The organism is Streptomyces viridochromogenes, assembly GCF_001270495.1.
Lineage (GTDB): Bacteria > Actinomycetota > Actinomycetes > Streptomycetales > Streptomycetaceae > Streptomyces > Streptomyces viridochromogenes_A.
Map to the genome: position 1 here is coordinate 293,902 of NZ_LGUR01000117.1, position 25,535 is coordinate 319,436.

Below are 25,535 nucleotides of genomic sequence, written 5' to 3' on the forward strand. Positions count from 1 at the left end.
ACGCCCCGCCGGCGATCTAGCGGGTGGCCCCGGTGCGCTCCCGCACAGTCGCCGCCTCGCTCGCCGTCGTCCCGGCCCCCGGCTCGGCGCTCTGCTGCGCGAAGCCGCGCCGGCCCGGCAGGATGGCGAGGACGATCAGTGTTCCGGCGGCCATGATGATCCCGCCGATGAGGCTGGTCTGGGCGACTCCGTGGGCGAAGGCCTGGTGGACGGCGTCCACGGCGGCCTGGGCCTGCTGGGGCCCGGCGGCGGGATCCTGCGCGACCCGCTCCGCGACAGCCAGGCCGGCGCCGACCGAGTCCTTGGCGGTCTCCATCGCCTCCGCCGGGAGCCGGTTGCCCACCAGGTCGGTCAGCTCGTCGCGGTAGGCCGTGCCCAGCAGTGAGCCCAGCACCGCGATGCCCAGCGCCCCGCCCAGCTCCAGCGCGGTGTCGTTGACACCGCCGCCGACGCCCAGCTCGGACTCGGGGAAGGAGCCCATGATCGTGTCGGTCGCCGGGGAGATGGCCAGTCCGAGCGCGAGGCCCAGCATCATCAGCGGCGCCAGGAAGTCCCCGTACGTCGACCCCTTGTCGATCTGGGTGAGCAGGAACATGCCCGCCGTGCCGACGGCCAGGCCGGTCACGGCCATCACCTTCACCCCCAGCTTCGGGGTGAGCATCCCGGTCAGCGCGGACCCGAGGAACACCGCACCGCCCAGCGGCAGCAGCCGTACACCCGTGTCCAGGGCGCCGTAGCCGAGGACGAACTGCAGGAACTGCGTCGCGTAGTAGATCACGGCGAACATGCCGAAGAAGAAGAACATCACCGCGAGCATCGAGCCGCTGAAGGGCCGCAGCGCGAACTTTCGGACGTCCAGCATCGGGTGCGGGTGCCGCAGCTCCCAGGCGACGAAGGCGACCAGACCGACACCGGCGACCACGGCGGCGGTGACGGGGCCGGCGCCCCAGCCGGAGTGCGGGCCCTCGATGGCGGCGTAGATCAGGGAGCCGACGGTGACGATCGACAGCAGACCACCGACGTAGTCGATCCGGCCCATGCCCTCCGCCTTGGACGGCGGTACCAGGGCGAGCGCGCCGAATACGGCGAGGACGGCGATCGGCACGTTGATCAGGAAGGTCGAGCCCCAGGCGTGGTCCTCGAGCAGCCAGCCGGAGACCAGTGGGCCGACGGCTACCGCCACCCCGGAGGTCGCGGCCCAGGCGGTGATGGCCTTGGCCCGCTCGCTCCGGGGGAAGGTCGCGACCACCAGGGACAGCGTGGCCGGCATCACGACCGCGGCACCGACACCCATGATCGCGCGGGCCACGATGACCAGTGAGGTCTCGTCGACCATGCTCCCCATCACCGAACCGCCGGCGAAGATCAGCAGACCCAGCACCAGCGCGCCGCGCCGGCTGTACTTGTCGCCGATCGCGCCCAGCACCAGCATCAGCGCCGCGTACGGAACGGTGTAGCTGTCGACGACCCACTGCAGATCACTGCTGCTCAGGCCCAGGTCGGTGGTCATGTCGGGGGCGGCGACGATCAGCGACGTGTTCGCCATCACCGTGATCAGCAGGCTCAGGCACAGCACGAGCAGCGCCCACCAGCGCCGCGCGTACGGCCCGGTCATCTTCTCCACGGGGGTATTTGCAAGGAAGGGCATCAGTAGCTCCTGAGAGGGACGGTCGGATGAGCGGAAGCACTTAATTGCCCATCGATGTGCACAGTAGTTTATTGCCCCTTGCTGTGCAACTATCGCGATGGCTCCCTTCTTCCACCCGCCTTCGAGGTACCGACGTGATCAGCCGACCAGCACGAACACCGACGACGAGGCCGAGACGGTCTCCGGCCCGGCCCCACGAGACGCCGCCCCCTCCTGCTCCGACTTCGACTTCATCCCCCTCGCCGACTTCGACCTCGACTTCGGCGCAGCGTCGGGACGCGCGGGCCACCCGTGCCCGGATCCTCGACGCGGCCCGGCGGGAACTGACCCGCGACCCCGACAGCCGCCTGGAGGACATCGCCGCCGCCGCCGGTGTGGCCCGGCGCACCGTGTACGTCCACTTCGCCTGCCGGGCCGCGCTCGTCGAGGGCCTGGCCGCCGAGGCCGCGGAGGCGATCCGGCGCGCCGTCGCGGGCGCCCCGGCCCCGACCCCCGACGCCGTCGCGGACCTGGCGCGATTCGTCCTCATGGTGTGGCCCGTCGGCGACCGCTACCGCGCCCTGATCCGGCTGGCCCGCGGCCATGACCTCGCACGCGCACGCGTCGACGAACTGCTGACCCCCGCTCGCGACATGGCCACGAGGGTCTTCGCCCACGGCCGCCGACAGGGCGTCTTCCAGACCACCGTCCCGCCCGACCCGCTCGGCCGGGCCATCGAGGCCCAACTGCTGGCCCTGCTCGACTGCGCCGACTGCGGCCTGTGGTCCGACGACGGCACCGGCGCCGCCACCGCCACCCTCATCGCCGCCGGAGTCGCCCCGGACACCGCCGCAGCGAAGGTCGATCAGGTACGGAAGTCCGGGTCGCCCCCGAGTCCCGTCTGAAACCCCGTGCCCGTACCCCACTCGCACTCACACATGTCCGCCCCCCCAACTCCCTGTTCCCCGAAGCCCTTTGGAGGAGGGCCGATCTACCGCCCCCCGCCCCGAGCGCGACTGCGACCAGGAGTGCGAGTTTTCGTACTCGTACTCGCACGAACCCGCCGACGGCTCCGACCGTCGGCTGTCGGTGAGCGAACTCGCCCTGCGGATGGACGGGTTGACGAAGTCGGACGACGACAGCGAGGCCCGGGCCCGCTCGGCGGAGGCGACCGTCTTCCTGTCGTACGCGGACCTGTCCGACGCCCTGGCCTGGAACTGACCCGGGGCTACGGTTCCGACCGGATCCGCGCCCGCGGCCTGACCACCCTCGGCTTCGAGGCCACCGCGACGACGACCGTCTCGGCGGCCTCCGGCAACCGCGTCACCTTCAAGGACTTCAAGGTCGCGGGCCGCGTCGCCCGGCCCGAGGCCAGTGAGACGTTGCTCGGCAGGTCTTCGCCGAGCCGATCGCGCCGCGGAACATCCCCGACGGCCTCCGACTGCGCTCGGTCACCACCACGGAGCAGGGCCTCACCGCCCACTTCTCCGCAAGTCGGTCACCTTCCGCCGCGACGACGCCCGGGACACCTCGTCGACGGGTCGGTCGGAGAGCAATCAGGTGCCGTGGGCCGGAAGAGCCGTAGCCATCGCCGAAGCAACCTCCTCGACCACGGCGCTCGCCCGATCCTTCGGCACGCCGGCCGCGATGAGGGTGGCCGTGGCGATCCGGTGCCCGTCGTCCTCCAGCGCGCCGGTGTTGACGGACTCCACCAGAGCTACGATCAACGCCATCAGGCCTGTGCTCTGCACGGCCGGCGGCAGATGCGAGTGGAAGACGCCGTCCCGCTGCCCGCGCTCCAGGATCCCGGTGACGGCCTCCCGGGCCGGCGCGAGCACCTCGGCGAAGCGCTCGGAGCCGAGGTCCCGCCGGGTGAGCGCCACCAGCATGCGGTAGCGGTCGCCCACGCGCCACATCCGGAGTACGAACCACGCCAACGCCCGCTCGGCCGACTCCCCCGGCTCCGGCCCGGCCTCCACCGCGTTCCGAAACGTCTCGGCGGCTTCCTCGGCGAGCGCCTCCAGCAGCGCCGCCCGCCCCGGGAAGTGCCCGTAGAGGGTGCGCCGGACGACCCCGGCGGCCCGCGCCAGCTCCTCCAGCGTGACATCGGGGTTCCGCCCCAGCTCCTCCCGAGCCGTGGCCAGGATGCGCGCCCGGTTGGACCGCGAATTGCGGCGCAGCGGCTCGCGGCCCACGTGCTTGCTCACGGAGAACCTCACAGCATCAAAGGACGGACGAACGGCCCCCATTTTGTCACGCCGAGCCGAAGCCCCCGTATCACGCCCCAGCAACCGCTGCCTCACGCGGGACCCGCCCCACCTCGTGGCCCCGAAGCTCGGCCGACGCGGAACCGAGCGCGCCCGGTGCGGCCCTCGCGCTTGTTGCTCGACGAGAGCCCCGGCGCGCCGGGCGCCGCCGCCGACCTCGTCCGTCGCGGCCATCCCACCGGCCACCCCCCGTCGGATCAGACCCCGAACTCCCGGATCACCATGTTCCGGAACACCGCCTGCCCGTCGATGGTGAACAAGGCCAGCCCGGTGTCGGACACGTCGGGGAAGACCACGGTCGAGTGCGCGTACCGGCCGTCGTCGACGAACATCTCCACGGACGTGCGGTCGACGAGGACGCGCAGGCGGACCGTGCGGTCGGACAGGTGGAAGGGCGTCCGGCTCTCCTGCCAGCGGTCCGAGGTATCGAGGCCGGCGGTGTAACCGCGGTTGAGAAGGCGTAGTCGCCGTAGACCCCTACGTCGACGTGCCGCCCGCCGTCCGCCGAGCGCCGCAACTGCAGCTCGGCACCCGTAAGTTGGTCCCAAGTGATGTCGCAGATCAGTCCTTCTGGTCCCTGTCGGGGGTCGTGGGCCGGACGGGGAAGCGGGCCATACGGCCGCGATGCGGCGGTGGCCCGCCACGGGGACCGTGGCAGGGCCACGGTTTCGGGTGGGGCGCCGGTGAGGGCGAGGGTGGCGACCACGGCCGCGCCGAGGCCCGCCCGGACCAGGGGCAGGGGCGGTCGGCGAGGTCCCTGACCGAGCGGGGCGACGGTGACCAGTCGGCAGGGGTAACCACGCGGTCATCGTCGTCGGCGATCGGCGCGGACGCCAGGTCGCGCCACTGCTCGTGTGGATCGGGATCGTCGCCGTCGTACTCGACGACCAGGTGGAGGCCCGCCGTGAACTCGCCGAGCTGACCGGGCGTTCGACGGGGCCGGTGACAACCTGACCGTCAAGCCGGTCAGCCGCCCCAAGGACGCCTCTGGCTTCGTCGAGCTGTCCCGCCGCTGGGTCGTCGAGAGGTCGCTCGCGTGGATGATGCACGCACGCCGCCATGCCCGGGACTACGAACGGCTCATCCAGTACTCCGAGACCTGATCACCTGGGCCGTCGTCACCCTCATGACCAGGCGTCTCGCACGGAAGGGGGCCACCCCCAGCTGGCCAAGGAAACCCACATCGGCCACGAGTGCCTGACAGGCGTGGTCACCGTTCCCCGGTCAAGCGGATCCCCGAAGCCCATGCTCCATCTGCTCTCTAGGCGGAGGCGGCAGCCACGAAGAACGGAATGGCGATGAGGAAGCGGTCGGCCTCGGCGCGTCGGTGCTGTTCGGCGAGCCACTCGTCGGCCTGGTCACGGCCGACGGCGCCGCTCGTGCAGGCCGACTCGGCGAGCCTGGTGAGCAGCGGCAGCATCGCGGGATCGGTGAACACGTTGGTGTGCACCTCGACGGTGACGTCGCTGAAGCCGCCGTCCAGGAGCAGGTTGCGGTACTGGCGGCCGGCGCGGGGCGTGCCCAGGAGGTCGGCACGGGCGTGCACGATCGTGCGGGTGAGCGCCGCATCATCAGAGTCGACCATGATGGCGTCCCAGTCCTGCCCTACCAGGACGATCCTGCCGCCCGGGCAGAGGACGCGCCGCGCTTCCGCCACCGCGCGCCACGGCTCCTGAAGTGCGTGGAAGACCTTGTCGGCACGGTAGCCGCGCACACTTCCGTCGGCGAACGGCAGATCCTCCGCCCCCGCCTCCCGGAACTCGGCCGCCGGCCACCGTTTCCGGGCCGCGGCCAGCATCCACGGATCGGGATCCACGCCCACCGCGTGGACGCCACGCTCGGCCAGCTCGGCGACGGCCCGCCCGGCACCGCAGCCGATGTCCACGACAGACGAGCCCGGGACAAGAGACAGCAGCTCGTAGGAGCGGGCCCGCAGCAGGCTGGCGCTCGGCATCTGGTCCATCGCGTCGAGGAGGGCCAGCATGGCCTCGGTGTTCCGGTGCTTTTCCACCGTTTCCGGGTTCTTGGACATGGACGCCAGGCTACGACTTAATGTCAACATGAAGTCAAGCGGAGACAACGGCGCGAGCGCGATGAGCATCGGCGCTCTCGCGGCACGGTTCGGTCTCGCCACGCACGTCCTGCGGCATTGGGAGTCGATGGGCCTGCTGCACCCCGTACGGGACGCAGGCGGACGCCGCCGCTACGGCGCGGACGACCTCACCCGCGTGGCGGCGATCCTCATATTCAAGGAGGCCGGCCTAGGCCTGGACATCATCAGGAGCCTGTTCGCCACCGTCGAGCGCTCTACCCGGCACGAGATCCTGCGTGCCGAGGCCGAAGAGCTCCGATCGAGGATCGCCGCCACCCGGATCTCATTGGAGCTCATCGAGGGTGGCCTGAACTGCGAGCACGAGGACGTCACCCAGTGCCCGTACTATCGGCGGCTCATCGCCGAGCAGGTCGGCTCCCGAGTGCCGGCGCACGGGCGAGCGCGAGGCGGAAAGCCGCCTGCTCAGCGGGGCGATTGAGCACGACCCGTGAGCACGGCCCGACCCGGGCCGGGCGAGGAGCGTACAGGTCCGACCGACGACGAGCCGGAGCCGCTTGAGTTCGTACGACGGCACCGACACTGGCCGAGGATCAGAAGCACGCACTCACTTCGACGCCGTTTGGTCGGCTCACGGCGCTGGCTCCCCGTCTTGAGGTTGACCTGCTCGACCGCCTCGCGCTCCAGGCCTTCGCGGCGACTGACGGCACCTCCTGCAGGGGAACGCACAGCACTCCGTCGTCGGCCACGATCACGTCACCGCGTCGGACGGCGGTGCCGGCGACCACGGCGGGCGCGTTCACCGGGCCGGGGCCGGCCTTCACCGTGCCCTGCGCCGAGACCCCTCGCGAACAGGCAGGGAAGCCTATTGCCGTCAGCTCGGACGGACCATGTGGTCCGCGCGGTCATGCAGCCCATCTCCTTGGTCTCGACGCCGAACACGGGCGTGATGTCCAGCAGCAGGTCGGGGGGAACCTCGCAGACCTGGCGCTGGCGCGGCTCGAACTGGAACCCCTGGGCGGCGACGAGCGGCCGGGTGCGCGGTGGTGGCCGTGGGCCTGGGCGATCCTGCGCGTCAGCAGGGTGGTCGCCTGTGCCTGGTGGCGGTCCCGGGTGTACGGGGGCGTTCGCCACGTGGGTGAGCAGGACGTCGGGCTGACGCTCGCGCAGGATGGCGACGATCGGACCGGTCGCCGACTCGTCGACGCCCAGCGGGAGTCCGTACTGCTTTCCGCATCCGCAGGGACGGCACCCAGCTCCAAGAGACCACCGAGGCGGAGCGCTGGCACGAATTCGTGCACACGCGGTCCGAGTTGGCGGGGCGGCGGCCGCAGTACCACCGTCTGCCGGCGGCGTGGCGTTCGGCGACTGACCGTGCGGTTCAAGCCCGGCGACACCGCGCATGCGGTGGAGCAACTCGACTGGATGCGGGCGCAGTTCTTCGGCCAGCCGCCCGGACGACCGCCCGGCGGCGGGTGAACCTGCGGGCCATGTCTCCGCAGCGTCGAGGTGGGGGGCCGCATCAGATGCCTGTGCGACGAGCGCGGCCGTGCCCTGCTCAGCGGTGGCGCGGGCGAGGCAGCAAGGCGAACGCGCTCTCCGCGATCGAGGTCAGGCGGGCGGGACTGTGGCCGTAGGCGCCTACGACATCGCTCCCGCGGATGACGGTCAGCAGCAGGAGGTACGCGAGGTCGTCGGGATCCGCGTCGGGGTCGATGTCGCCGTTGCGCTGCGCCGCTCGCACACACTCGGCCACCGCCGTCCGGACTACGGAGAAGCAGGCGTTGGCCAGGCGTGTCACCTCGGGGTCGGAGGTGCCGAGCTCCAGGGCCATCTTGGCGGCGAAGCAGGCCGCTGCCGCCCGGTCGGGGGCGGGGGGTACGTCAGCGGCGAGTGGCACCCCGTGGACGGCGCGGAGCAAGTATGCGTGCAGTCGTTCCAGGGCGCCCTCGTCCGGTCCGGCGAGCGCCTTCGGCGCGAACTGCCCCAGCCGGGCGAAGTAGTCGGCCATCGCCTGCAGCAGCACGCCGTGCCTGCCATCGAACGCGGCATAGAGGCTGCCGCGGCCCAGACCGGTGGCGGCGCTGATGTCGTCGAGGCATATTCCGAATCTGATAGACGCTGATGACTACCGCAACGTCATGGCCATTCACCTTCCCGGAACCACACCTGTCATCGGCAGGCACTCCTGCTCCCTCGCACTCGCTCGCCTGGCCGGGGCCGAGACTTGGGCCCAAGCCGAAGACTCGCTCGATTCCCCACAGTGCCGCAAGGAAAATTGGGGAAAAACTACCCAGAGAATCCCTGACTCTCAGGCTTTCTGGAACGGCATTCGAACTTTGGCCGATCTATTTCGGAAACGAGGAGCCATTGATTACGCCGCTCACCGGAAATCACCTTCCGAACTTCTCGAGGTCCCTTATGACAGCCTGTTCTCGATCTTCCGTCCAGTACGGATGGGCGTTACTCGCCAGCGGCAACGCCACGCCGCAGCGTGGATCTGGGAAGCCCTCACAGGCAGCCCAGCCCGTGACTCCCCTGTCTACGCCGGAGGCTGGGAAGGACTGAGCGTGGCCTCGGTGACCGAAGCCCGGCGGAAGTTCCACGATCGCGTTCCGGAATCTGCCGCCAGGGCGTTGACGCTGTGGGGGCTGGAATGGCTGGACGAGAAGGGCACTGGACCCCAGCCCGACTCGAGAGCCGCTGGTGCCGTGGGCGGCCCGGTGCGATCGTGGTCTGCGCACTGAACTGTTCCGCGCGAGGGTTGCTACTTCCTTCTATGCAGAGAAGAGTTCAGTGCCCAGGTCAGGGCCACGGGAACTGAACTTTTTCCTTTCGTCCGGAGGGGGCGGCGCGTCAGTGCCCGAGCGCCGCCCCCTCCGGCCTGTCCGCCTCGTCCGGGTCCCTCGGAAGCAGCAAATCCTCGTAACGGCCCAGTGCCAGCACCACGCCGAGCATGAGCAGTGGGAGGAGCACAGCGAGCAGTGCCATGACCTGGTCCTTCCCCGAGCAAAAGGTGCGTGGGGGGTAAGGGACCGGGTCTCCCCGCTTCCGGTGCGCAAACCCTGTGTTGCCCCGGGATGTACGGGTACGCGGTGCGCACGCCGAAGATCTGGAGGGAGTCATGCAGCGAGGCAGCGACCGGCTGAGCGTTCACCGTGACGACGAGATGAAGCACGAACTGCAAGGACTGCTGAGGTCCGGCCACCCCACCCGGACCGAGGAGTGGCACGATCCGGAGCCGTCCGCCGATGACGATCCGCAGGTCGCGGGTGGTCCGGTGAGGCCGGGGAGTACGTCGTCCCTGGCGACGGTCCGACTCGAACTGGCGCGGTTCCTGGGACGCAGCGCCTTCCCGGCGAGTCCCCGGGAACTGGTCGTCACGTTGCGCCGCGGGTACGCGCCCGACGCCCTGGTGGAGTCGTTGGAGCGCCTGCCGCGCTCGAAGCGCTACGCCAATGTCCAGGAGCTGGCCGAGGCCCTGACCGGGACCGGGGAGCGCAGGAGGGCCCGCGATGGCTGATTTCGTGAGGGACGTCATGACACCGGGCGTGGTCGCCGTCCGCCCGGACGCCTCGCTCGTCGAGGCGGCGCAGCTGATGCGGGCGCAGGACATCGGCGATGTCGTGGTGGCCGACGGACAGGACGTCGTGGGCGTCCTCACCGACCGTGACATCACGGTGCGCGCGGTCGCCGACGGCGCCGACCCGCTGACGGTGAGCGCCCGGTCGGTGTGCAGCCGGGACCCGGTGGTGATCGATCCGGGCGAGCGGGTGTCCGTCGCGGTGGCGTTGATGCGCGAGCACGCCGTACGGCGGCTGCCCGTCGTCGAGGACGGGCTGCCGGTCGGCGTCATCAGCCTCGGGGATCTGGCCGAGACCCAGGATCCCGACTCGGCGCTGGCCGAGATCAGCCGTGCGGCTCCGGACGAGTGATCGGATGAGTGGTCGGTTGAGTGGTCGGACGGGCCGGGACCAGGCCGCCGAGATCAGCTCAAGCTCCTCCGGTGTCACCGTCGACGTCGGCGAAGCCACGGTCCGCTATCTGCTCTACGGCCTGCTGCCCAGCTGGTTCGTGCCGGGAGTCGCCGACTGGTGGATGCACCGCCGGACCCGGATCGAGGAGACGGCGGGCGTCAAGGAGTCCCTCATCCACTCGATGATGATGACCGAGGTCGGCATCCCCATCGCGCTGACCCTGCGCTACGAGGTCAACCCGCTGCTGCTCAGCGTGCAGTTGGGCGCGACGGCGGCGCACGAGGCGACCGCGCTGTGGGATGTGCGTACGGCCGTCGACAGCGACCGCGAGGTCAAGCCGGTCGAGCAGCACATCCACAGCTTCCTGGAGTCGCTGCCGTTCGGCGGGCTGGCGGCGCTGATGTGTCTGCACGCCGACCAGGTGCGGTCCCTGTTGCGCGGAGGCCGGGGCGATCCCGACGCGTGGCGTCTCGTGCCGCGTCGAAGGCCGCTGTCGCGCGGCTATCTCGCGGGCATCGGCGTCGCCATCGGGGCCTGCGTGCTGCTGCCGTACGGCGAGGAGCTGTGGCGTTGCGTGCGCGCCCGCCGGCGGGACAAGAAGCGCTCCACGAGCGACGAGGCCCACTTCAGGGCCACGGAAGGACGTTGAGACATCATGCGTATCGCTTTTCTGACCGCGCCCGAGGGCGTCGAGCAGATCGAGCTCACCGATCCATGGCAGGCGGTGGTGGACGCGGGCCATGAGCCGGTGCTCGTGTCGACGAAGCCGGGCACCATCCAGGCGTTCCACCATCTCGACAAGGCGGACAAGTTCCCCGTGCAGGAGGTCGTGGGCGAGGCGTCGGCGGACTCCTTCGGCGCGCTGGTCCTGCCGGGCGGGGTAGCCAACCCGGACTACCTGCGGATGAACCGCAAGGCCGTCGCCTTCGTGCGGGACTTCTTCGACCAGGGCCGCCCGGTCGCCGCGATCTGCCATGCCTCCTGGACGCTGGTGGAGGCGGACGTCGTCCGCGGGAGGGTGCTGACCTCCTGGCCGAGCCTGCGGACGGACATCCGCAACGCGGGCGGCACCTGGGTGGACGAGCAGGTGCGGATCTGCGACCACGGTCCGAACAAGCTGGTCACCAGCCGTAAGCCGGACGACCTGAAGGCGTTCTGCGAGACGTTCCTGGAAGTCTTCGCGAAGGAGGCATCGTAAATGGGGAACCGCAAGGAGGAGCAGCGGGAGGCCTTCCGGGCGGACGACCCCACGGCCGGGCCGCTCACCACCGACCAGGGCGTCGAGGTCGACCACACCGACGACTCGCTCGCCGCCGGGGAGCGCGGGCCGACGCTGATGGAGGACTTCCACTTCCGGGAGAAGCTCACCCACTTCGACCATGAGCGGATCCCGGAGCGGGTGGTCCACGCGCGTGGCGCGGGGGCGTACGGCTATTTCGAACCGTACGAGTCCTGCGCGGAGTTCACCCGCGCGGCCTTTCTCCAGGATCCGGCCGTGCAGACGCCGGTGTTCGTGCGGTTCTCCACGGTGCAGGGGCCGAAGGGTTCGGCGGACACCGTGCGGGACGTGCGCGGCTTCGCGACCAAGTTCTACACCTCGGAGGGGAACTACGACCTGGTCGGGAACAACTTCCCGGTCTTCTTCATCCAGGACGGCATCAAGTTCCCCGACTTCGTGCACGCGGTGAAGCCCGAGCCGCACAACGACATCCCCACCGGCTCCTCCGCGCACGACACCCTGTGGGACTTCGTGTCGCTTCAGCCGGAGACGCTGCACGCGATCATGTGGCTGATGTCGGACCGGGCGATCCCGCGCAGCTACCGCATGATGCAGGGCTTCGGTGTGCACACCTTCCGGTTCGTGAACGCGGACGGGAAGGGCACGTTCGTGAAGTTCCACTGGAAGCCGCGGCTGGGCGTGCGGTCGCTGGTGTGGGACGAGGCGCAGGAGTGCCAGGGCCGCGACCCGGACTTCAACCGGCGTGATCTGTGGGACGCGATCGAGGCGGGCGAGTACCCGGAGTGGGAGCTGGGTGTCCAACTCGTCGCGGAGGAGGACGAGTTCGCGTTCGACTTCGACCTCCTCGACGCCACGAAGATCATCCCGGAGGAGCAGGTGCCGGTACGGCCGATCGGCCGGATGGTGCTGAACCGCAACCCGGAGAACTTCTTCGCGGAGACCGAGCAGGTCGCGTTCCACACGGCGAACGTCGTCCCCGGTATCGACTTCACCAACGACCCGCTGCTCCAGGCGCGCAACTTCTCCTATCTGGACACGCAGCTGGTCCGGCTGGGCGGCCCCAACTTCGCCCAGCTGCCGGTGAACCGCCCGGTGGCGCCCGTACGCACGAACCAACGTGACGGCTACCACCAGAGCGCGCTGCACAGCGGCACGAACTACTTCCCGAACTCCCTCGGCGGCGGCTGCCCCGCGCACGCCGGTGTCGACGGCAGCGCGTACACGCGCCCCCACGCTCGAACAGAATCGCGCGGGGGGACCCCCTTCGCCGAACGCGTCGACGGCGCCAAGATCCGGCGCCGCAGCCCGAGTTTCCAGGATCACTACAGCCAGCCGGCGATGTTCTGGAACAGCATGGCGGACTGGGAGAAGGAGCACATCGTCGCGGCGTTCCGGTTCGAGCTCGGCAAGGTCGGCGTACGGGAGGTGCGAGCCCGTACGGTCGAGCATCTCGCCAAGGTGAACGGCGACCTGGCGTCCCAGGTGGCGCGCGGCATCGGAGTTCCGGAGCCGTCCGGGACGGAGGCGGCGGACAAGCTCTCCTCCCCCGCGCTGAGCCTGGAGTCGCAGCGCGGCGACGGCTCGATCCGCACCCGGCAGATCGCGGTCCTCGTCACCGACGGCGTCGACACCGCGCAGGTCACCTCGGTACGTGAGGCGCTCACGGCCGAGGGGGGCGATCGTCGAGGCGCTGGCCCCGACGGACGGCGCGGTCGCCGGTGCCCACGGTGACCGGTGCGAGGTCGACCGCGCCCTGCCGACGGTCGCGTCCGTGCTGTACGACGCCGTACTGCTGCCCGGCGGCCCGCACGGCACCCCGCCCACGGCCGCCGTCCAGGACGCGATGCGCTTCGTGCGGGACGCCTACCGGCACGGCAAGCCGGTCGGCGCGCTCGGCTCCGGCGTGGGCATCCTGTCGTCCCTGGAGCCGGAAGGCATACGGCTGTCCGCCGAGTTCCACCACACGGTGGCCGACCAGGGCGTGGTGACGGACACGTCACCGGGCCCGGCGAGCGAGGACTTCCTGGATGCCTTCAAGGCCGCCCTGTCGGCGCACCGGCATTGGGGCCGTCCGCCGGTACGGCGCTGAGCGCCGGACGGTCAGCCGTGATGGGCGGGGCGTGCGCGGCGCACGCCCCGCCCATCACACGTTGCGGTCGCGGGCGCCCTCCCGAGTGCGGCCCGCGGCCACCGTGCGGCGCGGGTTGCGGCGCAGGTACTCGCCCTCCAGCTGCGCCATGCGTTCGTTGTGGGCCCGCAGCGCGCCGTTCGAGCCGTACAGCAGCGTGTCGTGACGCGTCCGGTGGATGGTCTCCAGCTCCTTCATGAGCTGCTGGTCGTCCAGCCGGCTGGGGTCGACTCCGGTCATGGTGGTGCCCCGCTCGTCGTGTTCAATCATGCGGTCCGGGTACCCGCCCGTGGAGCACACAGCACCCGAGCGGCGTACAGGAGAGACAGACCATGGATCTCGCCTTCCTGAACCCACTGTACGAACACCCCGGCCCTTGGGCCTCCGTATACGTGGACACCTCCCGGCACACGGAGGACACCCCCCATGAACGGCACCTGACGGCTCGAGCCCTGTCGCGGGAGCTCGCCGGGCAGGGCGCCGACGACGCGACCTGCCGGGCCGTACGGGATGCGCTGGAGGAACTGCGGCACTCCTCCGAACCCCATGGCCGCGCGATCTTCGCCCGAGCGGGTGAGGTGGTCCTGGATCCGCCGCTGTCCCGTGCCCCGCTGCGCGACAGCACCGACTGGGCCCCGCTGCCGCACACCGCGCCGCTGCTGGAGCTGGCGGGCGAGGATCCGGTCTGCGTGGTGGCCTACGTCGACCGCCGGGGCGCCGCGTTCGAGCTGCGGACCGCGCTGGGCCGGCAGGACGTCGGTACGGTCACCGGCCGACAGCATCCGATCCACCGGACGAGCACGGTCGACTGGTCCGAGCGGCACTTCCAGCTCAAGGTGGAGAACACCTGGGAGCACAACGCGGCCGAGATCGCCGACGCGCTCACCGTCTGCCAGGAGGAGACCCGTGCCGACCTGCTGATCCTCGTGGGTGACGACCGGGAGCGGCGGACGGTGCACGACCGGCTGCCGCAGCGGTTGCACGATCTCGTGGTGGAGGCGCCGCACGGCACCGGCAGCCGACTGCTCGACGGGGACGTCGAACGGGCCCGGGAGGAGCATGTACGGCAGCGGGCGGTGCGGGAGCTGGAGCGGTTCCTGGCGGCGCGCGAACCCGGGGCCGAGGGGCGTGCCGGGGCGGTGGAGGGTGTGCCCGCGCTTGTCGCGGCGGCGCGTGAGCACCGTATCGACGAGCTGCTGATCCGGCCGGACGGCCCTGACGCGCACCGTGAGGTGTGGATCGGGGAGGACCCGGACCAGCTGGCGGTGCGCCGTACCGACCTGAAGATCCTCGGCGAGCAGAACTCCTGGCCGGCCCGCGCCGACGACGCGCTGATCCGCTGCGCGGTCGCCACGGGTGCGGGGGCGCTGTCGGTGACGCCGGCGTCCCAGGGGGAGACCCCGGCGGGCGGCCTGGGAGCACTGCTCCGCTGGACCTGACCGGCAGCTCCCCGCCCCCGCCGCCCCTACCCGTCCCATCCTTCTGGGGCTCCGCCCCAGACCCCGCTCCTCAAACGCCGGAGGGGCTGAGTTTCAGCCCGTCCGGCGTTTGAGGACGAGGCCCGCAGGGCCGAAAGCGGGGGTCTGGGGGCGCAGCCCTCAGGGATGGGACGGGTAGGGGCGGCGGGGGCGGAAAACTATCGTGCCCGCTCCACCCGCCGCTCGTCCCACACCGGCTCCGCCGTCTCCCGCACCCGCCCGTCGCTGCCGAACACCAGATACCGGTCGAAGGATCGCGCGAACCAGCGATCGTGCGTGACCGCCAGCACCGTGCCCTCGAAGGCCTCCAGACCCTCCTGAAGGGCCTCGGCGGACTCCAGGTCCAGGTTGTCGGTCGGCTCGTCGAGAAGGAGGGCGGTCACGCCCTCCAGTTCCAGCAGGAGGATCTGGAAACGGGCCTGCTGACCACCGGAGAGGCGATCGAACGTCTGCTCGGCCTGGTGGGTGAGTTCGTACCGGCGCAGCCGGGACATCGCGGCGCCCCGGTCCTGGGCGTGCTCCTTCCACAGGATGTCGAGGAGCGTACGGCCCATCAGCTCAGGATGCGCGTGCGTCTGCGCGAAGTGCCCGGGCACGACGCGCGCACCCAGCTTCCACGCCCCCGTGTGCGCCACGTCGTCCCCGGCCAGCAGGCGCAGGAAGTGCGACTTGCCGGAGCCGTTGGAGCCGAGGACGGCGACCCGTTCGCCGTAGAAGACCTCCAGGGAGAACGGCTGCATCAGCCCCGTGAGTTCGAGTCCCTCGCAGGTGACGGCCCGTACCCCGGTACGGCCGCCCTTCAGCCGCATCTTGATGTCCTGCTCGCGCGGCGGCTCCGGCGGCGGGCCGATCTCCTCGAACTTGCGCAGCCTGGTCTGGGCGGCCCGGTAGCGGGAGGCCATGTCCGGGCTGTTCTCGGCGGCTTGACGGAGCGTCAGCACCAGCTTCTTCAGCTGCGCGTGCTTCTCGTCCCAGCGCTTGCGCAGCTCCTCGAAGCGGGCGAAGCGGTGGCGCCGGGCCTCGTGATACGTGGCGAAGCCGCCGCCGTGCATCCAGGCGTCGGCGCCGGCCGGCGACGGCTCGACGGAGACGATCTTCTCGGCTGCGCGGGCGAGGAGTTCGCGGTCGTGGGAGACGAAGAGGACCGTCTTGCGGGTCTCCTTCAGCCGCTCCTCCAGCCACCGCTTGCCGGGCACGTCGAGGTAGTTGTCGGGCTCGTCGAGCAGGAGCACCTCGTCGCTGCCGCGCAGCAGCGCCTCCAGCACCAGCCGCTTCTGCTCACCTCCCGACAGGGTCCGCACCTGCCGCCACTGCGCCCTCTCGTACGGCACGCCGAGCGCGGCCATGGTGCACATGTCCCACAGCGTCTCGGCCTCGTACCCGCGCGCCTCGGCCCAGTCGGCGAGCGCCTGCGCGTACTTCAGCTGGGCCGCCTCGTCGTCGACGGTCATGATGCCGTGCTCAGCTGCGTCGACGGCCTGCGCGGCCTCGCGGATCCGGGGCGGCGCGACCGAAACGAGCAGGTCGCGCACCGTCGTCTCGTCCCGTACCGATCCCACGAACTGCCGCATCACGCCGAGTCCGCCACTCACGGTGACGGTCCCGCCGTGCGGTTTCAGCTCACCGGAGATCAGCCGCAGCAGGGTCGTCTTCCCGGCCCCGTTCGGCCCGACGAGCGCCACCACGGCGCCTTCCCCCACCCGGAACGACACGTCGCCGAGCAACGCCCTCCCGTCGGGAAGGTAGTACTCAAGATGCGCGGCTTCCAGATGTCCCATGGGGCCGCATTCTGATATCCAGCGACGGGCGCGGGCAAACGCTTATCGGCGCCGGCCAGCATCTTCAGCCCGTCCGGCGTTTGAGGACGAGGCCCCTTAAGGGCCGAAGCGGGGTCTGGGGCGGCAGCCCCAGCGGGGTCGAAGGGGCGGAGCCCCTTCACAGGATGGGACGGGTAGGGGCGGCGGGGGCGAGAAACCTCGGCCCAGCCCTAGTCGGCGTCCACCGCCCGCCCCGTCGGCCCGCCCTCCCCCACCGGAGCGACCACGGCCCCCGCCCAGGTCAACGCCTTCCAACCGTCCGCCGGCGCCCCCTCCAGGATCACCACCCCGGTGTTGTCCAGCGGGTGCGCCGCGGCGAAGGGCACGTCCACGTTGACCGCCCGCGCCGCCGTCCACATACGGATCGCGGCGCCATGACTGACCATGGCCACCGTCCCGGCCCCGCTCGCCGCGGCCTCCGCCACCACGGAGTCGTAGCGCGCCAGCACCTCCACACCGCTCTCACCGCCCGGCATCCGCAGCCCCGTGTCCCCGGCCGCCCAGGCGAACACCGTCCGCATGTAGAGCCCGCCCTGCTCGGTGTCCCCGCGCGCCATCTCCAGGTCCCCCGCGAACACCTCGCGGATCCCGTCCCGCACCAGCACGTCGAGGCCCCGCGCAGCGGCCAGCGGGGCGGCGGTGAGCTGGGTGCGGACCAGAGTGGACGCGTAGACCGCCTCGATGTCCTCGTCGGCCAGCGCCGCGGGAAGGGCGGCGGCCTGCTGTTCGCCGAGGGCGGTCAGACCGGCGCCCGGAACACTCGTGTCCAACAGGTAGTCCACGTTGGCCGGGGTCTGGCCGTGGCGGACGAGCAGCAGGCGCATGTACGGGTTCCTCCGTGTGTCGGTCACCGCCGGCCGGTCAGCAATCGGCGACTTCAGGGTACCCAGCCCTGTATGAGCCCAGACGTCGACCTCACCGTCCCGAAACCCGGCCGGCACGCCCTGCGCGACCGGCTCCTCGCCCTCGACTCCCGGCTGTTCGAGTTCGCCGCCGAGCGGAACTGGCCGTATGCCGAGCCGGTCCTGCCGCGGCTGAGCCGGAGCGCGAACCACGGCGTGCTGTGGTTCGCGACGGCCGCCGTCATCGCCGCCGGCCGGACCCCTCGGGGCCGCCGGGCCGCGGCCCGCGGCCTCGCCTCGTTGAGTCTGGCCTCGCTGACCATCAACACCCTCGGCAAGCGGTCGGTGCGCCGGCCTCGCCCCGTGCTGGACCCCGTACCGCTGGGCCGGCAGCTGAAGCGCCAGCCGATCACCACGTCGTTCCCGTCCGGGCACGCCGCGTCGGCGGCCGCGTTCGCGACCGGAGTCGCGCTGGAGTCGCCCGCCTGGGGCCTCGCGGTGGCTCCGATCGCCTGGTCGGTCGCGTTGTCGCGCGTGTATACGGGCGTCCACTTCCCGAGCGACGTGGTGGCGGGCGCGGCCCTGGGCGCGGGTGCCGCGTTCGCCGTGCGGGGCATGATCCCGACGCGTGACCGGCTGGTCCCGCCGGCCCGGACCCGGACGGACGTACCGGCGCTGGAGGACGGAGACGGCCTGGTCGTGGTCGCCAACAAGGCGTCGGGCAGCTCCGACCAAGTGCACGCCCTGCTGGACATTCTGCCGCGCGCCGACCTGGTCGAGTGCGAACCGGCGGACACCCGGGCCGAGTTGCGCAAGGCGGCGGCCCGGGCCCGGGTGCTCGGGGTGTGCGGCGGCGACGGCACGGTGAACACGGCCGCCGAGGTGGCGCTGGAGCACGGCCTGCCGCTCGCGGTGCTGCCCGGGGGGACGCTGAACCACTTCGCCTACGACCTGGGCGTGGAGGACGAGCGCGACCTGGGCCGGGCCGTCCGGCGGGGCGAGGCGGTGCGCGTGGACGTGGGCCGGTTCACCTGCGACGGACGGCAGGGCGTGTTCCTCAACACGTGCAGCCTCGGCGTGTATCCGGAGCTGGTGCTGGAGCGGGACCGCTTCTCGCCCCGGATCGGCGCCTGGCCGGCCGGGGTGCTCGCGGCGCTGCGCGTCCTGCGCCGGGACCGCCACCCGCTGCACGCCGAAGTCGCGGGCCGCGCGCACCCGTTGTGGATGCTGTTCGCCGGGAACGGCACCTACCACCGGATGGGCCTCGCCCCTGCCCGGCGCCTGAATCTCGCGGACGGCGTGCTCGACGTACGGGTCGTGCACGGCGGCCGCCGCCCCGCGCTGCGCCTGCTCGCGGCCGCCGTGGCAGGCCCGCTGACGCGTTCTCCCGCCCACGCGGCGGTCCAGGTCGGCCGGCTCCACCTGTCCGGCGTCACACCGGGCGCACTCCTCGCGTACGACGGTGAGGTCACGGAGGTGGGCGGCGAGGTGACGCTGGAGAAGCTGCCTGAGGCACTGACGGTCTACCGTCCGCTGGCCGGTGCCTGACATGTTCCTGATGAGCCGTCAGTCCAGATAGTAAAACGCAGGTCTCACCATTCGACATGCGACGTACCGTGTCGAGTACCGCCAGGCGGGGCCGCGCGCCCCGTGAACCGGTACGACGCGACGAGGGGAACACGCATGTCGAAGGCCCAGGAGACCGCCGTCTACACCCACGGGCACCACGAGTCCGTGCTGCGTTCGCACACCTGGCGTACGGCCGCCAACTCGGCGGCCTACCTGCTCGGCTCGCTGAAGCCGCACATGAGGATCCTGGACGTCGGCTGCGGCCCGGGCACCATCACCGCCGACCTGGCGGCCCTGGTCCCCGACGGACAGGTCACCGGCGTCGACCGGGCGCCGGAGATCCTGGACCAGGCCCGGGCCACGGCGGCCGGGCGAGGGCTGACGAACGTCGACTTCGCGGTCGCGGACGTGCACGCCCTGGACTTCCCGGACGACACGTTCTGTGTGGTCCACGCCCACCAGGTGCTCCAGCACGTCGGCGATCCGGTGAGCGCGCTGCGCGAGATGAGGCGGGTGACCAGGCCGGGCGGCCTCATCGCCGTCCGCGACTCGGACTACGCGGCCATGACCTGGTATCCGGCGTCCCCGGGTATGGACGCCTGGCTGGACCTGTACCGCCGCGTCGCCCGCGCCAACGGCGGGGAGCCCGACGCCGGACGCCGGCTGAAGTCCTGGGCGCTGCGGGCCGGGCTCACGGACATCGCGGCCACGTCGAGCACCTGGACCTTCTCGACGCCGGACGAGCGGGCCTGGTGGAGCGGGCTATGGGCGGATCGCACGCTGGCCTCGGCGTATGCCGAGCGGGCCACGGAGGGCGGACACGCGAGCGCGGAGCAGTTGCGGGCCGTGTCGGCGGCCTGGCGGGAGTGGGGCCGGCGGGAAGAAGGCTGGTTCAGTGTTCTGCACGGGGAGATTCTGTGCCGTAAAGAAGCCTGAATCGCGCGTTTCTGGAAACCCGGTGAGCAGGAGGTCAAAAAACTATGGTTCCTATTCTGCTCGTGCTGCTGCTGGCGCTGATTCTCTTCGGCGCCGGATTCGCGCTGAAGGCGCTGTGGTGGATCGCGGTCGTGGTTCTCGTACTGTGGCTCCTGGGTTTCGTGATGCGCGGCACCACCGCGGCAGGAGGCAGGGGTCGCTGGTACCGATGGTAGATCCAGGTCAACGATGAAAAGTCGCCGCTGACGAAACATGAGAAATCGGCAGTGAATTGATTTCACTGCCGATTTCTCACGTCTTGTGAAGCCGATTCCTCACTCCCTGGGAAGCAACGGCCCCAGTGGACCGAGGTCCAGGTTCAGGTCCTCGGGCCGCAGTCCGTAGCGGTCCCGCAGCTCGGCCATACGGTCGTCCAGCAGCATCAGCGTGAGCCCGATGCGCTCCTCCTGCTCCTCGCTCAGGTCGCCCGTGTCGAAGCGGCGCAGCGCCTGGCGCTCCATGAGCTGGCGCAGCAGCTCCACGACCGTCAGGACGAGCTTCACGAGGTCGCGTTCCACGGTGTCGGGGTCGAGGTCCAGCCGGTTGCGGTGGTGGGACGTCACGCCAATTCCCCCCAGGGCGACGGGACCTGCTCGTTGACCGAGCTGATCAGCGCGTTCAGGTCGATCCGGACGAGGTCGACGTCCGCGATCCGCAAAGTGATGTCCCCCGTGACCACGACGCCCCCGGAGAGCAGCCGGTCGAGCAGGTCCACGAGGGCGATCTCACGGCGTTCGACGGCGGTCACGGCTCCACCTCCGGCTCCTCCGCGAACTCGTCGGTGAAGGAATAGGCCGCCCAGGGCCCGGTGAGTTCGACCCGGATTCCGGGGGCGTCGTCCTTCTCCCGGTCCACCAGTTCCACGAATTCCTCGGAATCGGCACGCGGCACGAGATAAGCGGCGTTGAGCATGTTCTGCCCGGACGCACCGGAAAGGGCGGCGTTCTGCGGGGCGTGCAGCCGGGAATCCTCGGCGAAGGCGGAAAGCGTTTCGTGGAGTCGGCCGGCGAATGCGGCGGCCTTCTGCCATACGTCCTCTCGGGCCCGGGTCTGCATACGGCGCCGACGCAGATAGTCGCGCCCCGACACGGGCTCCTTGGCCTCCTTGGCCTCCGCAGCCTCCTTGGCCTCCGAGGTCTCCGCGCCCTCTGAGGTCTCCGGTTCGGCATACACCTTCACGCCCCACTCGACCCGGCCCTCCAGCCGGTCGAGGACGCGCCGGAAGTCCTCCTCGCGGGCCTCCATCATGGTCCGTACGCCGCTGTCGTCCCGGAAGACGGTGGCGAGCCGCAGCGGCAGCGGAGTGGTGACGACGGTGAGCGCGTCGATGACCTGCTGGTGGGCCCGGGCCGTGGCGGTGAGCCAGTCCAGGTCCTCCAGATGGGCGCGCAGCGGCTCCTCGGCGAAGTCCGCCTCGGGCACCGTACTGACGACGGCGATCAGGCCGTGGTGCGTCAGCTGCTTGGGCGGCGACCCGGCGACCCCGGTCAGCTGGGACTGGAGGGCGGAGCGAAAGGGGCGACAGACGGCGTAGACGTAGCGCAGTCCGGTCATGGGGCCTCCTCCTGTTGCCTGGCGGGCTCCAGCTGAGCCAGGCGCTCGCGCAACTCGGCGTTCTCCCGGGCCAGTTCGTCCCGGCGGGCGCGCGTCGACAGCGCCGGGTCGTCCTCCCACCAGTCGATGCCCATCTCCTTCGCCTTGTCGACGGAGGCGACGATGAGCCTCAGCTTGATGGTGAGGAGTTCGATGTCGAGCAGGTTGATCCGGATGTCGCCCGCGATGACCACGCCCTTGTCGAGCACCCTCTCCAGGATGTCGGCGAGGTTGGCGCTGCTGTCGTGGCCGTAGGGCTGGGGCAGCCGCCCGGGAGTCGTCATCGGCGGCTCCCGCCACCGGCGTACTCGGCCTCGTCCTCGGCCTCGCTCTCAGGCTCCTCCTCGGGCTCCTCCTCGTACTCGTCCTCGTCCTCGGTCTCGTACTCGTCCTCCGGTTCCTCCACGTCCTCGGCCGTGTACTCCCCGTTCTCGTCCTCCCCGTTCTCCTCGTCGTCCTCGTCGTCCTCCTCGGCGTACGCGGCTTCCCCGTCTTCCTCCTCTTCTCCTTCGTACGCCTCCTCGTCCTCCTCCGCGACCGCGTCCTCATGGCTGCGGACGACCTCGCCGTCGCGGATCTCGCCGCGCCAGCCGTCCTCCGCCTCTCCCTTGAGGGTGACGTAGCGGACGTAGTTCTTGAGGTCGAGCCGGGCGCGGCGGCCCTGGGCGCGCCAGATGTTGCCGGTCTTCTCGAAGAGGCCCTTCGGGTAGTACTCGACGACCAGCAGGACACGGGTGAGGTTGTCGGCGAGCCGGTGGAAGGAGACGACGCCCTTCGTGGTGCCCTTGGCGCCCTCCGACGTCCAGGCGATGCGGTCGTCGGGCGTCTGCTCGGTGGTGTGCGCCTTCCAGCTGCGGTTGGACCAGAAGACCTTGAGCTGCCAGTCGGACGTCGTGTCGTCGGCGCGGTTCGCGCTCTTGACGCCCTTCGCGAAGGTGCTGAAGTCCTGGTACTGGGTCCACTGGTCGTACGCGGTGCGCAGCGCGACGCCGACATCGACGTACTCGATGATGACGGTGGGCTTCTTGCCCGCCCCGCCCTTGCCCTTGCCGCCGCCGAGATTCTTCAGCGCGTCGGTCACGCCGTCCTTGGCGCGTGAGGCGCCGAGTTCCAGCGCGCTGCGCAGTGGTCCCTTGCCCTCGGCGAGCTTGCGGCCGCCGTCCAGGGCGAGCTGGGCGAAGCCGGGGCTGCGGCCCTCGGCGATGTCGGTCAGCTTGACCGTGGCTTCACCGAGTTTCCGGCCGGCGCCGGTCAGCAGTCGCGTGGCCTGGGCGGCGAGGTACTCGCGCAGTTCGGCCTTGAGCCGGTCGGCGGCCTCGCTCTGGGCCAGGCCGCTGAGCGGTCCCGTGGCCCCGCGGGCCGCGGAGGTCGCCGACTTCGCGGATCCGAGTGTCTCGGTCATCGCTCGTCACCGCCCTTCGGCAGCCGGGACCGTGCGCCGCGGGCGGTTCCGCGCGCCGCGGCCGTCTTCTTGGCGGCGGGCTTCCCGTTCGCCGTCTTCTTCGCCGCCGTCGCCTTCTTGGCCGGCGCCGTCTTCTTCGCCGCCGCCTTCTTCGCCGCGGTCTTCTTGGCGGGCGCCTTCTTCGCCGGAGCCTTCTTGGCCGCCTTACGACGCGGCTCCTCCTCGTCCCCGGGCTCCTCAGCGTCGTCCTCCGGACCGAGATCCTCCGCCCCGGACGCCACCCCGGCCAGCTGGTCACGCACCTGTGCGGTACGCCCGTGCAGCCGGTCGGCGAAGGCGTCGAGCTGCCGCTCCACCATGGCGCCCGACGCCGCCTTGCCCACGCCGCGCAGGTCCTCGCGCAGCTGGTCCCCGATCTCCTTGAACTGCGGGTTGTTCTGCAGTTGCTGGGACACCAGGTCCGCGAGCGCCCGCGGGCTCAGTTGCATCCGCTTGCCGGCCACCAACGTGCCGACGGCGAAGGCCAGCTTCATCTTCTTCGTACGTCCGAGGACGTATCCGGCCCCTACCGCGAGGCCCAGTCCCACTCGGTTCATCGTGCCGTCCCATCACTTGCCCGTGCCGCGCGCAAGGGCGATCTCCAGCCGGTCGAGGAGCTCGTCCTCCCGACGGTCGAACTCCTCCTCGTCGATCTCGCCCCTGGTCAACTGCTCTTCCAGCGCGGCGAGTTCGGCGCGCACGGTCGCCGGGTCGTAGTAGAGGCGTTCCGCCTCCTGCAAGACCTGTCTGATCACCCATGCGCTGCCGCGCACCGGAGCGAACGGCAGCAGCACCACCTCTCCGACCAGTCCCACGTCACTCCTCCACACTCTCCGCGGTCTCCGGGCTCGCCACGCCGGTCATGGTCCCCGCGGGCTCGGCGGGGCCCGGATCGACGAAGCTGTACGGGGGCAGCGGGCCGTTGACGCGCAGGTCGAGGTGGGGGTGGCCCTTGCGGAGCTGTTCCACCGCGGTGAGGAAGGTCTCGACCCCCTCGCGGTCCACCAGGAACGACACGTTGGCGAGCCAGCCGCTGGAGTCGGGACCCACGCTGACGGCGTCCGCGGCGGGCTCCAGGGTGTGCTGGACGTCGGTCGCGTCCTCGGCCTCCTGGGCCTTGACCGCGGCGACCACCATCTCGCCGAGCCGGAGCCGTTCCTCGTACGTACCGCCGCCGGCCTGCCGGTTGGCCTCCGTGATGGCCCGGATCTCCGGGTTCTCGGACAGCACGCGGTGCAGCACGGCCTCTTCGGCGTGGCTGGCCTTGATGTTGTACTCGACCTTGCCGTCCAGGGCCGCGAGGCGTTCCTTGTAGTGCTCGGCGCGCTCGGCGAGGACTCCGGTGACCGTGTCGTCGTCGGGGGCGAGGCTCCCGAACCGCATGGGCAGCACGCAGCCGCCCGCACCCACCTCGGCGAGCACGTTCGAGTGGGCGAGCAGTTCCCTGCGCTTGGGGCGCAGCCCTTCGGGGGCGTCACTGACCAGGGCGGCCAGGCCACCTTCCTTCAGTACCCGGATCGGGCTCGGCGGGTCGCCGACGCCGCCCACGGCGCTCGGAAGTGAGGGGTGCGAGCTCGCGGTGATGCCGTACACGTACGTGCTCACTCCTGCTCCTCCTTCCGGCGCGACGCGGTGGCCTTGCGGGCGCGCGGCTTCGGCTGGGCCTCGCCTTCGTCCCGTTCGTCCCGCGCCTGCTTGAAGGCGTCGGAGATGGTCTCGGCGGCGCCGGACAACGCCCCCTTGGACTTGCCGCGCGCGCCGGACTCGGTCATCTCGCCGACGAGGTCGGGCAGACCCGGGTTCTTGCGCGGGCCGGCCTCCAGGTCGAGCCGGTTGCACGCTTCGGCGAAGCGGAGATAGGTGTCGACGCTGGCGACGACGACCCGTACGTCGATCTTCAGGATCTCGATGCCGACGAGGGAGACCCGTACGAACGCGTCGATGACCAGCCCCCTGTCGAGGACGAGCTCCAGGACGTCGTAGAGGCCGCTGCTGCCGCCTCCGCCTCCGGTCTGCTGTGCCGGGACAACGGTCATGCCGGCCGTTCCTCCTTGTCTGGGGATCTTGTTTGGGGATCTTGTTGGGGACGGTGTCTGGGGATGGCGTGACGGGCGTGGGTGGGCGGCTCGGGGGTGCGGTGAACGTCCCCTAACGGCCGCCGGACCTGTGTGCGTCGGACCGTCCGCGTTCGTAGCGGCGGACCCGGCGGTAGCCGGTGAGCTGCCCCTGGGGGTCGAGATCCACCTGGTAGCTCGCCATCAGGCTCATCGTGTCGGGGACACGGGCCAGCTCCAGGACCTCGATCTCCAGCACCCAGCCGTCCTCGGTCTGTTCGAACGAGGACACGGTCTCCGCCGCCTTGCCGGTGAGCTCGGCGAGCTGGGCCCGCGCCTGGCGCAGGACCTCCATCGGGCTCGGCATGTCGTCCGCCCCGCCCTGTCGTTGTCTGGATGATTTGCGTGAGTTCTGTGAATCAGTCATGGGCGCCTCCCACGGCGAGTGGCCCGGAAGGCCTTGGCCAAACCCATGAG

General features: G+C 70.8%; 30 protein-coding genes and 3 pseudogenes. 13 read left to right on the plus strand and 20 right to left on the minus strand.

The window, feature by feature from the left end; genetic code table 11:
* Positions 1 to 16: 16 nt before the first annotated feature.
* Positions 17 to 1,648 carry an MFS transporter gene (locus ADK36_RS13315; protein ID WP_048579406.1) on the minus strand — a complete coding sequence of 544 codons (1,632 nt, stop codon included), beginning with the start codon at positions 1,646 to 1,648 and terminating at the stop codon, positions 17 to 19.
* Between the two features lie 134 nt (positions 1,649 to 1,782).
* On the opposite strand from ADK36_RS13315, the gene ADK36_RS13320 reads away from it, so the two are divergent.
* A complete protein-coding gene (locus ADK36_RS13320) occupies positions 1,783 to 2,532 on the plus strand; it encodes a TetR/AcrR family transcriptional regulator (RefSeq protein ID WP_234329755.1) in 750 nt (249 codons plus the stop codon).
* Positions 2,533 to 2,602: 70 nt separating this feature from the next.
* Positions 2,603 to 2,848 (plus strand): hypothetical protein, encoded by a 246-nt coding sequence (locus ADK36_RS13325; RefSeq protein WP_053084628.1) that lies wholly within the window; start codon positions 2,603 to 2,605, stop codon positions 2,846 to 2,848.
* Between the two features lie 335 nt (positions 2,849 to 3,183).
* On the opposite strand, the gene ADK36_RS13335 is transcribed toward ADK36_RS13325, so the two are convergent.
* Entirely contained in the window at positions 3,184 to 3,834 is a 651-nt protein-coding gene (locus ADK36_RS13335; RefSeq protein WP_048579407.1) for a TetR/AcrR family transcriptional regulator, read from the minus strand.
* A 257-nt stretch (positions 3,835 to 4,091) separates the two neighbouring features.
* Positions 4,092 to 4,459, minus strand: a pseudogene (locus ADK36_RS50125) (GH32 C-terminal domain-containing protein); the annotation flags it as partial.
* Between the two features lie 382 nt (positions 4,460 to 4,841).
* Between ADK36_RS50125 and ADK36_RS50130 the strand changes: the two are divergent.
* Positions 4,842 to 5,092, plus strand: a pseudogene (locus ADK36_RS50130) (IS5-like element IS4811 family transposase); the annotation flags it as partial.
* 63 nt (positions 5,093 to 5,155) lie between these two features.
* Here the strand turns inward: ADK36_RS50130 and ADK36_RS13340 are convergent.
* On the minus strand, positions 5,156 to 5,926 hold the full coding sequence (locus tag ADK36_RS13340) for a methyltransferase domain-containing protein (protein ID WP_048579408.1): 771 nt from the start codon (positions 5,924 to 5,926) through the stop codon (positions 5,156 to 5,158).
* A gap of 28 nt (positions 5,927 to 5,954) precedes the next feature.
* Between ADK36_RS13340 and ADK36_RS13345 the strand changes: the two genes are divergently transcribed.
* Positions 5,955 to 6,425, plus strand: a complete 471-nt coding sequence (locus tag ADK36_RS13345) for a MerR family transcriptional regulator (RefSeq protein ID WP_048579409.1) — start codon at positions 5,955 to 5,957, stop codon at positions 6,423 to 6,425.
* A gap of 112 nt (positions 6,426 to 6,537) precedes the next feature.
* Here ADK36_RS13345 and ADK36_RS46170 read toward each other — a convergent pair whose 3' ends face one another.
* The 3 genes from ADK36_RS46170 to ADK36_RS50955 form a co-directional block, all read right to left on the minus strand.
* Entirely contained in the window at positions 6,538 to 6,768 is a 231-nt protein-coding gene (locus ADK36_RS46170; RefSeq protein ID WP_234329756.1) for a hypothetical protein, read from the minus strand.
* A 734-nt stretch (positions 6,769 to 7,502) separates the two neighbouring features.
* Positions 7,503 to 7,970: a TetR family transcriptional regulator C-terminal domain-containing protein gene (locus ADK36_RS13350; RefSeq protein ID WP_234329757.1), complete on the minus strand. Its 468-nt coding sequence runs from the start codon at positions 7,968 to 7,970 to the stop codon at positions 7,503 to 7,505.
* A gap of 830 nt (positions 7,971 to 8,800) precedes the next feature.
* Positions 8,801 to 8,935: a hypothetical protein gene (locus ADK36_RS50955; protein WP_267887404.1), complete on the minus strand. Its 135-nt coding sequence runs from the start codon at positions 8,933 to 8,935 to the stop codon at positions 8,801 to 8,803.
* A gap of 133 nt (positions 8,936 to 9,068) precedes the next feature.
* Here ADK36_RS50955 and ADK36_RS13355 point away from each other — a divergent pair, with 133 nt between their 5' ends.
* The 5 genes and pseudogenes from ADK36_RS13355 to ADK36_RS13375 all read left to right on the plus strand — a co-directional run bounded on the left by ADK36_RS13355 (position 9,069) and on the right by ADK36_RS13375 (position 13,250).
* Entirely contained in the window at positions 9,069 to 9,467 is a 399-nt protein-coding gene (locus tag ADK36_RS13355; RefSeq protein ID WP_048579410.1) for a DUF2795 domain-containing protein, read from the plus strand.
* A complete protein-coding gene (locus tag ADK36_RS13360) occupies positions 9,460 to 9,879 on the plus strand; it encodes a CBS domain-containing protein (protein ID WP_030047988.1) in 420 nt (139 codons plus the stop codon). Before ADK36_RS13355 ends, ADK36_RS13360 begins: the two co-directional genes overlap by 8 nt.
* 4 nt (positions 9,880 to 9,883) lie before the next feature.
* Positions 9,884 to 10,570 carry a hypothetical protein gene (locus ADK36_RS13365; protein WP_053197592.1) on the plus strand — a complete coding sequence of 229 codons (687 nt, stop codon included), beginning with the start codon at positions 9,884 to 9,886 and terminating at the stop codon, positions 10,568 to 10,570.
* A gap of 6 nt (positions 10,571 to 10,576) precedes the next feature.
* Complete coding sequence (locus ADK36_RS13370; RefSeq protein ID WP_053197594.1) at positions 10,577 to 11,119, plus strand: type 1 glutamine amidotransferase domain-containing protein; 543 nt, start codon at positions 10,577 to 10,579, stop codon at positions 11,117 to 11,119.
* Positions 11,120 to 13,250: pseudogene (locus ADK36_RS13375) on the plus strand (catalase).
* Between the two features lie 54 nt (positions 13,251 to 13,304).
* Here the strand turns inward: ADK36_RS13375 and ADK36_RS13380 are convergent.
* The gene (locus ADK36_RS13380; RefSeq protein WP_030047991.1) at positions 13,305 to 13,559 is read right to left on the minus strand and encodes a DUF6158 family protein; all 255 of its coding nucleotides are present in this window, start codon (positions 13,557 to 13,559) and stop codon (positions 13,305 to 13,307) included.
* 62 nt (positions 13,560 to 13,621) lie between these two features.
* On the opposite strand from ADK36_RS13380, the gene ADK36_RS13385 reads away from it, so the two are divergent.
* Entirely contained in the window at positions 13,622 to 14,728 is a 1,107-nt protein-coding gene (locus tag ADK36_RS13385; protein WP_048579414.1) for a Vms1/Ankzf1 family peptidyl-tRNA hydrolase, read from the plus strand.
* A 197-nt stretch (positions 14,729 to 14,925) separates the two neighbouring features.
* On the opposite strand, the gene ADK36_RS13390 is transcribed toward ADK36_RS13385, so the two are convergent.
* Together ADK36_RS13390 and ADK36_RS13395 are read right to left on the minus strand one after the other, a co-directional pair.
* Positions 14,926 to 16,545, minus strand: coding sequence for an ABC-F family ATP-binding cassette domain-containing protein (locus ADK36_RS13390; protein ID WP_048579415.1), 1,620 nt, complete (start codon positions 16,543 to 16,545; stop codon positions 14,926 to 14,928).
* Positions 16,546 to 16,754: 209 nt separating this feature from the next.
* Complete coding sequence (locus ADK36_RS13395) at positions 16,755 to 17,408, minus strand: histidine phosphatase family protein (protein ID WP_048579416.1); 654 nt, start codon at positions 17,406 to 17,408, stop codon at positions 16,755 to 16,757.
* Positions 17,409 to 17,480: 72 nt separating this feature from the next.
* On the opposite strand from ADK36_RS13395, the gene ADK36_RS13400 reads away from it, so the two are divergent.
* The 3 genes from ADK36_RS13400 (at position 17,481) to ADK36_RS13410 (ending at position 20,146) form a co-directional block, all read left to right on the plus strand.
* Entirely contained in the window at positions 17,481 to 18,974 is a 1,494-nt protein-coding gene (locus ADK36_RS13400; protein ID WP_053197596.1) for a bifunctional phosphatase PAP2/diacylglycerol kinase family protein, read from the plus strand.
* Between the two features lie 135 nt (positions 18,975 to 19,109).
* Positions 19,110 to 19,931 (plus strand): methyltransferase domain-containing protein, encoded by an 822-nt coding sequence (locus ADK36_RS13405; protein ID WP_053197598.1) that lies wholly within the window; start codon positions 19,110 to 19,112, stop codon positions 19,929 to 19,931.
* A gap of 44 nt (positions 19,932 to 19,975) precedes the next feature.
* Entirely contained in the window at positions 19,976 to 20,146 is a 171-nt protein-coding gene (locus ADK36_RS13410; RefSeq protein ID WP_030047999.1) for a hypothetical protein, read from the plus strand.
* Positions 20,147 to 20,245: 99 nt separating this feature from the next.
* On the opposite strand, the gene ADK36_RS13415 is transcribed toward ADK36_RS13410, so the two are convergent.
* The 10 genes from ADK36_RS13415 to ADK36_RS13460 all read right to left on the minus strand — a co-directional run bounded on the left by ADK36_RS13415 (position 20,246) and on the right by ADK36_RS13460 (position 25,485).
* The gene (locus ADK36_RS13415; protein WP_048579419.1) at positions 20,246 to 20,533 is read right to left on the minus strand and encodes a gas vesicle protein K; all 288 of its coding nucleotides are present in this window, start codon (positions 20,531 to 20,533) and stop codon (positions 20,246 to 20,248) included.
* Positions 20,530 to 20,718: a gas vesicle protein gene (locus ADK36_RS13420; RefSeq protein ID WP_030048001.1), complete on the minus strand. Its 189-nt coding sequence runs from the start codon at positions 20,716 to 20,718 to the stop codon at positions 20,530 to 20,532. Before ADK36_RS13420 ends, ADK36_RS13415 begins: the two co-directional genes overlap by 4 nt.
* Positions 20,715 to 21,524 carry a GvpL/GvpF family gas vesicle protein gene (locus tag ADK36_RS13425; protein ID WP_048579420.1) on the minus strand — a complete coding sequence of 270 codons (810 nt, stop codon included), beginning with the start codon at positions 21,522 to 21,524 and terminating at the stop codon, positions 20,715 to 20,717. Before ADK36_RS13425 ends, ADK36_RS13420 begins: the two co-directional genes overlap by 4 nt.
* Complete coding sequence (locus tag ADK36_RS13430) at positions 21,521 to 21,847, minus strand: gas vesicle protein (protein ID WP_030048003.1); 327 nt, start codon at positions 21,845 to 21,847, stop codon at positions 21,521 to 21,523. The genes ADK36_RS13425 and ADK36_RS13430 overlap by 4 nt, the downstream gene beginning before the upstream one ends.
* Positions 21,844 to 22,965, minus strand: a complete 1,122-nt coding sequence (locus ADK36_RS13435) for an SRPBCC family protein (protein WP_053197600.1) — start codon at positions 22,963 to 22,965, stop codon at positions 21,844 to 21,846. Before ADK36_RS13435 ends, ADK36_RS13430 begins: the two co-directional genes overlap by 4 nt.
* Positions 22,962 to 23,561, minus strand: a complete 600-nt coding sequence (locus ADK36_RS13440) for a hypothetical protein (RefSeq protein WP_048579422.1) — start codon at positions 23,559 to 23,561, stop codon at positions 22,962 to 22,964. The genes ADK36_RS13435 and ADK36_RS13440 overlap by 4 nt, the downstream gene beginning before the upstream one ends.
* A gap of 12 nt (positions 23,562 to 23,573) precedes the next feature.
* Positions 23,574 to 23,819 carry a gas vesicle protein GvpG gene (locus ADK36_RS13445; RefSeq protein WP_048579423.1) on the minus strand — a complete coding sequence of 82 codons (246 nt, stop codon included), beginning with the start codon at positions 23,817 to 23,819 and terminating at the stop codon, positions 23,574 to 23,576.
* A 1-nt stretch (position 23,820) separates the two neighbouring features.
* Complete coding sequence (locus ADK36_RS13450) at positions 23,821 to 24,609, minus strand: GvpL/GvpF family gas vesicle protein (RefSeq protein WP_048579424.1); 789 nt, start codon at positions 24,607 to 24,609, stop codon at positions 23,821 to 23,823.
* Positions 24,606 to 25,040 carry a gas vesicle structural protein GvpA gene (locus ADK36_RS13455; RefSeq protein WP_048579425.1) on the minus strand — a complete coding sequence of 145 codons (435 nt, stop codon included), beginning with the start codon at positions 25,038 to 25,040 and terminating at the stop codon, positions 24,606 to 24,608. The genes ADK36_RS13450 and ADK36_RS13455 overlap by 4 nt, the downstream gene beginning before the upstream one ends.
* 112 nt (positions 25,041 to 25,152) lie before the next feature.
* Complete coding sequence (locus tag ADK36_RS13460) at positions 25,153 to 25,485, minus strand: gas vesicle protein (RefSeq protein ID WP_078916017.1); 333 nt, start codon at positions 25,483 to 25,485, stop codon at positions 25,153 to 25,155.
* Positions 25,486 to 25,535: the final 50 nt, after the last annotated feature.